Raw genomic sequence first — 9100 nt, 5'->3', positions numbered from 1 at the left:
TGATCCCGGCGCCGCCCTGACCCCCGCCCCCCCCGCGCGGGGGGGCCCTGCTTTTCGCGCGGCCGGGGGGGGGGGGGGGGGCCCCCCCCCCCCCCCCCCCGCCCAGTTTCCCGGCCAGGGGGAGATAAAGGAGTCATCATGTCCACAGAGGTTCCGGCGAGGACACAGGCCAAGGCCGCCTCAACCTCACGCCACCAGATGCCGGGAAGGGAGAGCGCCGACCGCAAGCAGGTCACCCAGGGTCGCTGGGCGTCCGTCCTGCTGGCCCCGACGCTCATCCTGCTGGCCGTCGTCATCATCTATCCGGTGGTCAACGCCATCATCATGTCCTTCCAGAAGGACGCTGGTCTCGACACCGCGACGGGATTCTTCGTCCAGGGCGGTGCCGCAGGATTCGACAACTACACGCACTGGCTCGCCCAGCAGTGCAACGGAGTCTCCTGCCCGCCAGGTACTCTCGGCTCCCAGTTCTGGGGCGCCATGAGCACCACGTTCTTCTTCGCCATCGTCACCGTGGCCCTTGAAACGGTCCTCGGCTTCTGGATGGCGATCATCATGGCTCGGTCGTTCCGCGGCCGCAGCGTGGTCCGGGCAGCTGTCCTCGTCCCGTGGGCCATCCCCACGGCCGTGACGGCCAAGCTCTGGTTCTTCATCTTCGCCTTCGAGGGGATCGCGAATAAGCTCTTCGGCCAGCAGATCCTCTGGACGGGCTCCGAATGGCCCGCCCGCTGGGCGATCATCATCTCTGACGTCTGGAAGACCACGCCGTTCATGGCGCTGCTGATCCTCGCGGGCCTGCAGCTCATCCCCGACGAGGTGTACGAGGCCGCCAAGGTGGACGGCGCCTCCGCGTGGCAGCGCTTCACGCAGATCACCCTTCCGCTCGTCCGCCCCGCCCTCATGGTCGCGATCCTGTTCCGCATGCTCGACGCGCTCCGCATGTTCGACCTGCCGTACATCATGACCCAGGGCGGCAACAACACCACGACGCTCTCCATCCTCGTGGTCGACCAGATCCGCCAAGGGTTCAACAGCGCCGCGGCGCTCTCGACGATCACGTTCCTGGTGATCTTCATCGTCGCGTTCATCTTCGTCCGCTTCCTCGGCGCGAATGCCGTGGGCGCGGCCACGTCGTCCGGAAAGAAGTGACAATGAGCGCCGCCACTGCCACCGCCACGCGGACCTCGGAGATCCCGGTCCGGCGCAAGAGGTACGACTGGGGGATGACGCGCACCTACATCGCGGCCGCCGTCATCCTGATCTGGTGCCTCGCCCCGTTCTACTGGATGGTCGTCACGGCCTTCCGCGACGTCGGCTACACGTTCGATCCGACGTTCTTCTTCACGCACGTCACCTGGGACAACTTCGCGACCGTCTTCGACGAGAGGCTGGGCAACCACTTTGCCCGAAACCTCCTGAACAGCCTCATCGTCGCGGGCGTCACGACCATCGTTGCCCTCGTCGTCGGTGTGTTCGCCGCGTACGCCCTCGCGCGCCTGAACTTCCGGTTCAAGTTCGCGGTCATGGGCTTCATCCTCGGCGCCTCGATGTTCCCGGGCGTCGCGCTCGTGACCCCGCTGTTCCAGCTCTTCACGAGCATCGGGTGGATGGGCACGTACCAGGCACTCATCATCCCGAGCATCTCGTTCACCCTCCCGTTGACCGTGTACACGCTGACGTCCTTCTTCCGCGAGATGCCGTGGGAGCTCGAGGAGTCGGCGCGGATCGACGGATGCACGCAGGGCCAGGCCTTCCGCAAGGTGATCCTGCCCCTCGCCGCTCCCGCGACCTTCACGACGGCGATCCTCGCCTTCATCTCGGCGTGGAACGAGTTCCTCATCGCGAGCCAGCTCTCGTCGGACTCGACCAAGACGGTCACGGTGGCCATCGCGTCGTTCGCCGGGTCGCAGCCGCACGTGGAGCCGTATACGGCCGTGATGGCCGCTGGCACGATCGTCACGATCCCGCTGGTGATCCTGGTCCTGGTCTTCCAGCGGAAGATCGTCGCAGGCCTCACGGCCGGCGCGGTCAAGTGACGGGGGAGGACGAACACCGGCCTTGGAGCCCCTTCGCGGTCGGAGGAGAGGCGTACCGCCGCTCCTCCGAACCGCGGCGGGCCGTGGTCGAGCAGTTCGAGATCTTCGTAGGGTTCCTGGGGTTCTGGGCGCTCTTCCTGTTCATCGTGACCGTCTGGCTCGAGGTGACGGGGCAGCCTGCCTTGGGCTGGGCCCTCGGGCTCGCCGCCGTGCTCGCCGCAATGGCGATCCTCTGGGCGGTGAGGCGTAAGGTGCTTCGGGGGCACAAGAACGAGCCGGAACCGTAAGCGAGCGTGAGCTGAGCACTGCCGTGCCCTGAGCCAGCGTCGATGGGATAGCCGGCGCTGGGGCAGAGGGCTGGAAAGCCGGAGGGGAACATGGTCGGAATCGAGGACGTGGCTGCTGCGGCTGGGGTGTCGACGGCAACGGTCTCGAGGGCCATCCGCGGACTTCCGCGCGTCTCGCCGCGGACCCGGGCCAAGATCCTGGCGACGGCGAAGGAACTCGGGTATGTGCCGTCGTCGGCCGCGTCCCGCCTCGCCAGCGGCAAGACGCGCACGATCGGCGTCCTCGCGCCCTACGTCGATCGGTGGTTCTTCGGGAAGGCGATCGACGGCGTCGACCGCGAACTGCATGGGCGAGGCTATAACCTCTCGCTCTTCAATCTCGGCGGCCGCACGCAGCCGCGAGAGCGGCTGTTCAGCAAGGCGATGGTGCAGAAGCAGATCGATGGCCTGCTCCTGCTCTGCATGTACCTCCATCCGGAGGAGATCGAAGATCTGCATGCCATCGACATGCCGCTCGTGGTCGTCGGCGGCCCGGTGCCGGGCTGCCCCAACGTCGGGATCGACGACTATCAGGCGGCGCGCACCATCACGGAGCACCTCATCGATTTGGGCCACCGCCATATCGCTCTCCTGCACGGCCAGGACGATTCCGACCTGAACTTCAGCGTCCCGCGCATCCGCGTCGAAGGCTTCCACGACGCCGTCCACAACGCCGGGCTCGAGTTCGACCCCGACGCGGCACTGTTCGGGAATTTCACCGTCGAAAGCGGCGTCGAGGCAATGCGCCGATTCATGGAATTTCCCGAGCCGCGGCCCACAGCGATCGTGTGCGCGAGCGACGAGATGGCCTTGGGGGTGCTCTTCGAAGCACGACGGCGGGGCGTCCGGATTCCTGAGGAGCTCTCCGTGGTGGGGATCGACGGCCACGAGATGGGGGCTGCCGCCGGCCTCACCACGGTCTGGCAGGATCCGACGGCCCAGGCCCGTCGGGGAACGCAGATGCTGCTCGCCGAGCTCGGGGGCGACGAGGGCTCTGTGCACGCTGAGCTTGCAGAGCAGCGGCTTGTGGTGCGGGAGTCGACGGCGCCGCCGGCTCGCTGAGCGCTTTTAATAGTCTGTCTGATCCGGTCTGACACGGGTAGTGGAGGTTTTGTCACATCCACTCGACCAGGTGAGAGGACCGATGATGACCAGTCCGCTGTCAGGCGACACGAACGTGTCCACCGCGAAGGAAGAAGCCAAGGGTGTAGCTCAGGAAGCTGCCTCCTCGGCTGGCGCGGTGGGCGACGTCGCGAAGAATGAGGCGGCCAATGTCGCCCATGAGGCCAAGTACCAGGCCAAGGACCTGCTGCATCAGAGCAGGCAGGAATTGATGGATCAGGCAACGGTCCAGCAGGAACGAGCTGCAAAGGGACTGCGGTCCCTCCATGAAGAACTGAACTCGATGGCCGAGAAGAGCGAGGGTTCGGGAGTCGGTGCGGATCTGGTGCGCCAAGCGGCTCAGAGGGCGGGCAGCTTTGCCGAATACCTTGAGCAGCGGGACCCCGGAAGCCTTGTCAGCGAAGTCGCGTCCTTTGCCAGGCGCCGTCCCGGCGCGTTCCTCGCGATCGCCGCGGGGGCAGGCCTGCTGGTGGGGCGACTGACCCGCTCGATCGCGGCAGGTGCACCCGGGCAGGACGGCCAGTCCCGAGTCTCGGGTCCCCTTACGGGAACTCCGGCGACCCCTGCGGGCCACGGCGTGTCCCCCACCACCGCCTATCCGGGCGGCTACCCGCAGAACGGTTTCGCGCAGGGCACGGGGACGGTCCAAGGCGCGGGCTACCCCGAGGGGACCGGCTACCCGGCTGGCTCGACGCCCCCGGTCTCGTCCGACTACGCGGCGGGAGCCTATGAGCCCGGCGCGTATGGCGCGCAGGCCGGAGACGCGTACGGCACCGGCGCTCCCGCGCAGTACGACGAGGGCGCTGTCCAGGAAGGCGCGGTCGGCGGCAGCTCCGCCTACGGCGCTCCGACGGCACCCCACGCAACCGCGGCGGGGGCCGACATGATCCCTGAGCGGGACAGCGAGGGCGAGGACACAGGTGCCGTCACCGACGGCTTCCCGCCGATGCCCCGCCACTCCACCCATGAACCGCGCGAGGGTGAGCAGCTATGAGCCAGGGGCCTGGCTATAACCCGGGGGTGACGCCCCCCGCGGAGCAGAAGGCTGCCAACTCGTCGCTCGGAGACCTCTTGGGCGACGTGACGGCGGACCTGTCGACGCTCATGCGGCAGGAGCTCGAGCTCGCCAAGGCCGAGGCGCGGGAATCTGCCAAGCGGGCCGGGCGCGGCGGCGCGATGTACGCCGGTGCTGGGATCGCGGGGCACTTCGTCCTGCTGTTCCTCTCGATCGCCCTTTGGTGGGCCCTCGGTGCGTACCTCATCGGGCTCGGCTGGTCCGCCGTCGTCGTCGCGGTGATCTGGGCGATCATCGCCGCCGTCCTCTACACGAGGGCCAAGAAGGAAATGGAAGCGGTCAAGGGAATGCCGAAGACCGCGGAGACCGTCAAGAGGATCCCTGAATCCCTCAAGCCGAGTGAGGAGCCACGATGAGCGAGAATCCCGAGGCCATCCGAGCGGATATCGAGCAGACTCGCCGCAGGCTGGGGTACGACGTCGATGCTGTCGCCGACAAGGTGACGCCATCGCACATCGCGCACCGGCAGACGGAGAAGATCAAGGGGGCGATGACCAACGTGAAGGATCGGGTCATGGGTGCGGCCGAGGACACAGTGGACAACACGCGCGGCACCCTTTCCGACGCCGGCGACGCCGTGGGCCATGCCCAGCAGCGCGTGACCCAGAAGGCAAGAGGCAACCCCCTCGCGGCCGGCCTGATCGCGTTCGGCGCTGGGCTTCTGGTCTCGTCGCTGATCCCGCCGAGCCAGAAGGAGCAGGAACTCGCGCAGACGCTCAAGGAGAAGGCCGAGCCCGTGACGCAGCAGCTTTCGAGCGCTGCCTCTGAGGCCGCGTCCCATCTGAAGCAGCCGGCTCAGGAGGCCCTGCAGTCGGTCAAGGACACGGCGACCGAGGCCACGGAGAACGTCAAGCAGGAGGCCCAGGCGCAGGGCTCGAACGTTCAGGACCGGGCGCAGGAGGCGCAGCAGAATCTCCAGCAGGGCTGAGCCAGCCTGCCGCGAGACCCGGCAGCGAAACAGGCGGGACCCCGCAGTCCTCGTGGATTGCGGGGTCCCGTCGCCTGTTCGGCAGGGTTGCCGCTAGATTGCCTGGACTAGCTGGCCCTGGCGAGCTGTCGGATCGGGATCCACCGCGAAGCCAGCCGGCGATAGGCGGCGGCCGCCCCCGTCAGATCCCCCTCGGCCAGGCATTCGATCCCGAGGCGCACATCGAGGCAGGATTCGTCGGGGAAGACACGGTCGGCCACCCGGCCGTAGTCGAGTTCGACGGCCGAGTCAGGGTGGAATTCCTCGAGCCATTCCGTGAGCGCGGTGAGCTCGTCGAGCATGCTCATGTCCGGCGCGGCGAGGGCGAGGTTGGCGACGGCGAAACGAGCCCTTCCGATGGCCTTCGCCCAGGGCGCGACGATCCGCACCGTCCGCAGATGGTCGCCGTCCTCTACAACCTCGGTGGGATCCGACTCCTGGAAGAGGACGAACCAGCTGAAGGGGATCCCCCACAGGGACTCCCGCGTATTGATCCGCGGCGAGGCCGTCTCGGAAGCGATCCGATCGACGCGCCGCTGGTGGCGCTCCCTCGCCTCCTCAGGAAGCATGAGCTCGGCCAGGATGCGCGGAGCGGTGTTGATCACTGACTCGGCCGCGAGTCCCGAGCGCAGCACGAGCTGGCTCGGGCAGTACAGGACAGCGCCGTTGACCGTCAGTGCGCGCGTGAATTCGCTTCCGTCGGACGGGAAGGGATCCCCGGCCCCGCTCACGATCCGCCCGAGTGCCGCGCCGGTCTCCGCGGCGTCGAGCTCGTCACGGCCGCCCTCGCCACGGAGGCCGGCCTTGATGCGCTCGCGCTCCGACGGGTTGAACGCCTCGATCGGCTCATACACCCTCAGGTGGGACGAGAGCGGTCTCCCACGGCCACGTGCCTCGGTCACGTCAGCTCACGCGCCGTCTGCAAGCTCCACCACCACGGGCACGTGATCGGACGCGCCCTTGCCCTTGCGCTCCTCGCGCTCGATATGGGCCCCCGTCACGCGCTCGCCGAGGGCCGGTGACGCGAGGACGAAGTCGATCCGCATCCCTTCCTTCTTCGGGAAGCGGAGCTGCTTGTAGTCCCAGTAGGTGTAGACCCCCGGGCCGGGAGCATAGGGCCGCACGACGTCGGTGAAGCCTGACTGCTCGAACGCGCGGAAGGCATCGCGCTCGGGCTCGCTCACATGGGTGTACCCCTCGGTGCGGAACAGGTCGATGTCCCAGACGTCCTCATCGCGGGGCGCAATGTTCCAGTCGCCCACCAGGGCGATCTGTGCCTTCGGGTCCTGAGCGATCCACTCCGACGCATGCTTGTTGAGGGTCGCGAGCCATTCGAGCTTGTAGGGCATGTGCTCGTCGTCGAGCGCCCGCCCGTTCGGGACGTACAGGCTCCACACCCGCACGCCGCTGCAGGTCGCCCCGATGGCGCGGGCTTCCTGCTCGGCGCCCACGCCGCCCTTGCCGAAGGTGGGCTGGTCGGGGAAGGTCCGCTCGACGTCCTCGAGCCCGACTCTGGAGGCGATGGCCACGCCGTTCCACTGGCTCAGGCCGAAGTGGGCGACCTCGTAGCCGTTCCGCTCGAACAGCTCCCACGGGAAGTTGTCGTCGCGGCACTTGGTCTCCTGGAGGGCCAGCACGTCCACGCCGCTGCGCAGGAGCCAGCTTTCGACCCGGTCTGCACGGGCGCGCAGGGAATTCACGTTCCAGGTGGCGATCTTCACGTGCCCACGCTATCAGCGCAGGCCGTCCCGCCGCAGGGCGAAAATTCCCGCTTACTTGGTCCAGGCCGCAGCGCCCTCCTGCCACCAGGTGTCGAAGCGCGTCACGGGCGTGGCGCGCTTGTGACGGGTGGAGAGGTAGCGCTTCTCGATCGACTCGGCGACCTCGTCCGGAACGTCACGTCCCTCGAGGTAGTCGTCGATCTGCTCGTAGGTGATGCCCAGCTCGTGCTCGTCCGTCCGGCCGGGCTGGAGGTCCAGCAGATCCGCCGTCGGGATCTTCTGCGAGACGCGCTCGGGCGCGCCGAGGTGCTGCAGAACCTGCCGGTTCTGCCGCTTGTTGAGCCCGAACAGCGGCAGGATGTCCGCGCCGCCGTCGCCATACTTGGTGAAGAAGCCGGTCACGGACTCGGCGCCGTGGTCGGTTCCGATGACGAGCAGGCCGCGCTCGCCGGCGATCATGTACTGGGCGATCATGCGGGCGCGCGCCTTCGTGTTGCCGCGCGTGAAGTCGCTGAGCTCCTTGTCGGAACTCCGCTCGTACTCCTGCTCGAACCCGTCGACGGCAGGCTTGACGTTGAACGTCCACAGGGTCTTGGGATTCACGAACTCGAGGGCGGCCTTCGCATCCTCCTCGTCATGCTGGACGCCGTGGGGCAGGCGCACCGCGATGAAGTCCGCCTCGACGCCGTCCTCCGCCAGCGACTCGACCGCGAGCTGCGCGAGCCGGCCCGCGAGCGAGGAATCGAGACCGCCGCTGATGCCCAGGACGAAGCCCTTGGCGCCGGTAGCCCGAAGGTAGTCCTTGAGGAAGCCCACCCTGGCCGTCACTTCCTCGGCCGGGTCGATCTGCGGCTTGACGCCCATCTCTTCGATGATCTTCGCCTGAAGTTCGCGCATGGGCATAGCCTACCCACGTGACCGTGAAGCTTAACAAGAAGGCCTACGAGCACGCCAAGGCGCTCGTCCGTGAGGGCAAGGTCGTCCGTGACAGCCGCGACGACTGGAGTGAACACGCCCCCGACAACCAGCAGCTGAGCGACTTCCTCGACTCCAAGGGCCCCGGCGAATACGCCCTCTGGTTCCTCGGGGTGGACGACGAGCATCCGGATGAGAGCAAGGCCCACTACAAGTTCCCGTTCAGCGACCTTGCGAAGGTCCACCGCTGCGCCGTCATCTCCGGCGAGAGCCGCGCAAGCCAAAACGACTACGACGACATCCGCGAGGCCCTCGGCGACCTGCTCAAGCGCATTGACGAGGGCGCGGAATGAGGCGCGCGGCCGTCGTGGGCTGCGGCGATATCTCCGCGCAGCACTTCGCGGGGATCGAGGCGGCCGACGGCGTTCAGCTGACTGCCGTCGTCGAGCCTGACGACGAGCGCCGCTCGGCAGCGGCCGAGGCCCACGGCGTGCCGGGCTACGCCACCCTCGGCGAGCTGCTCGACGCAGGAGGGGCCGACGTCGTCCATCTGTGCACCCCGCACAGCACCCACGCGCCGCTGGCCCAGGAGGCGCTCACGCGCGGCGTCCACGTGCTCACCGAGAAGCCCGTTGCGCACACCCTGGCTGACGCCGAGGCGCTTGCCGATACGGCGCGCGCGGCGTTCCTCGAGCGGGGCACGCAGTTCGGGGTGTGCTTCCAGAACCGCTACAACGCGACCGTCCGCGCACTCCGCGACCTCCTCGGGCGGGGCACGCTCGGCCGGATCATCGGGGCCAATGCGACCGTCATGTGGCACCGCACGCCGGCCTATTACGAGGCGCGGCCCTGGCGCGCCACCTGGGCCGGGAGCGGCGGCGGCCTCCTCATGAACCAGGCGATCCACACGCTCGACCTCCTCCAGTGGCTCGTGGGAC

The 9100-nt window shown here is 67.9% G+C and carries 12 protein-coding genes; 9 read left to right on the top strand and 3 right to left on the bottom strand.

Going from position 1 to position 9100, the window contains the following annotated elements:
• The first annotated feature begins 138 nt into the window (after positions 1-138).
• From ACTHL9_RS08050 to ACTHL9_RS08020, 7 genes are all read left to right on the top strand, one after another.
• Positions 139-1149, top strand: coding sequence for a carbohydrate ABC transporter permease (locus ACTHL9_RS08050; RefSeq protein WP_440518330.1), 1011 nt, complete (start codon positions 139-141; stop codon positions 1147-1149).
• A gap of 2 nt (positions 1150-1151) precedes the next feature.
• Positions 1152-2036, top strand: a complete 885-nt coding sequence (locus ACTHL9_RS08045) for a carbohydrate ABC transporter permease (protein WP_440518329.1) — start codon at positions 1152-1154, stop codon at positions 2034-2036.
• Complete coding sequence (locus ACTHL9_RS08040) at positions 2033-2323, top strand: hypothetical protein (protein ID WP_440518328.1); 291 nt, start codon at positions 2033-2035, stop codon at positions 2321-2323. The genes ACTHL9_RS08045 and ACTHL9_RS08040 overlap by 4 nt, the downstream gene beginning before the upstream one ends.
• A 90-nt stretch (positions 2324-2413) precedes the next feature.
• Positions 2414-3424: a LacI family DNA-binding transcriptional regulator gene (locus tag ACTHL9_RS08035; protein ID WP_440518327.1), complete on the top strand. Its 1011-nt coding sequence runs from the start codon at positions 2414-2416 to the stop codon at positions 3422-3424.
• A gap of 85 nt (positions 3425-3509) precedes the next feature.
• Positions 3510-4478, top strand: coding sequence for a hypothetical protein (locus ACTHL9_RS08030; protein ID WP_440518326.1), 969 nt, complete (start codon positions 3510-3512; stop codon positions 4476-4478).
• The gene (locus ACTHL9_RS08025) at positions 4475-4915 is read left to right on the top strand and encodes a phage holin family protein (RefSeq protein WP_440518325.1); all 441 of its coding nucleotides are present in this window, start codon (positions 4475-4477) and stop codon (positions 4913-4915) included. Before ACTHL9_RS08030 ends, ACTHL9_RS08025 begins: the two co-directional genes overlap by 4 nt.
• The gene (locus ACTHL9_RS08020; protein ID WP_440518324.1) at positions 4912-5487 is read left to right on the top strand and encodes a DUF3618 domain-containing protein; all 576 of its coding nucleotides are present in this window, start codon (positions 4912-4914) and stop codon (positions 5485-5487) included. The genes ACTHL9_RS08025 and ACTHL9_RS08020 overlap by 4 nt, the downstream gene beginning before the upstream one ends.
• Positions 5488-5594: 107 nt before the next feature.
• Here the strand turns inward: ACTHL9_RS08020 and ACTHL9_RS08015 are convergent, their stop codons facing one another.
• From ACTHL9_RS08015 to nadE, 3 genes are read right to left on the bottom strand one after another with little or no spacing between them, the layout of a single operon-like run.
• The gene (locus tag ACTHL9_RS08015) at positions 5595-6428 is read right to left on the bottom strand and encodes a hypothetical protein (protein WP_440518323.1); all 834 of its coding nucleotides are present in this window, start codon (positions 6426-6428) and stop codon (positions 5595-5597) included.
• Positions 6429-6434: 6 nt separating this feature from the next.
• On the bottom strand, positions 6435-7247 hold the full coding sequence (locus ACTHL9_RS08010; RefSeq protein ID WP_440518322.1) for an exodeoxyribonuclease III: 813 nt from the start codon (positions 7245-7247) through the stop codon (positions 6435-6437).
• Positions 7248-7298: 51 nt separating this feature from the next.
• The gene (gene nadE, locus ACTHL9_RS08005; RefSeq protein ID WP_440518321.1) at positions 7299-8144 is read right to left on the bottom strand and encodes an ammonia-dependent NAD(+) synthetase; all 846 of its coding nucleotides are present in this window, start codon (positions 8142-8144) and stop codon (positions 7299-7301) included.
• Positions 8145-8161: 17 nt separating this feature from the next.
• Here nadE and ACTHL9_RS08000 point away from each other — a divergent pair, with 17 nt between their 5' ends.
• Positions 8162-8515, top strand: a complete 354-nt coding sequence (locus tag ACTHL9_RS08000; RefSeq protein ID WP_440518320.1) for a hypothetical protein — start codon at positions 8162-8164, stop codon at positions 8513-8515.
• Positions 8512-9100 (top strand): Gfo/Idh/MocA family protein (locus ACTHL9_RS07995; RefSeq protein WP_440518319.1); only part of this gene is annotated, 589 nt, incomplete at its 3' end. The genes ACTHL9_RS08000 and ACTHL9_RS07995, both read left to right, overlap by 4 nt.

The sequence above is a fragment of the Sinomonas sp. genome (genome assembly GCF_051955515.1).
Taxonomy (GTDB): Bacteria; Actinomycetota; Actinomycetes; order Actinomycetales; family Micrococcaceae; genus Sinomonas.
Note: the sequence above shows the minus strand (reverse complement) of the source record. Positions and strands in the feature narration are given on the sequence as shown.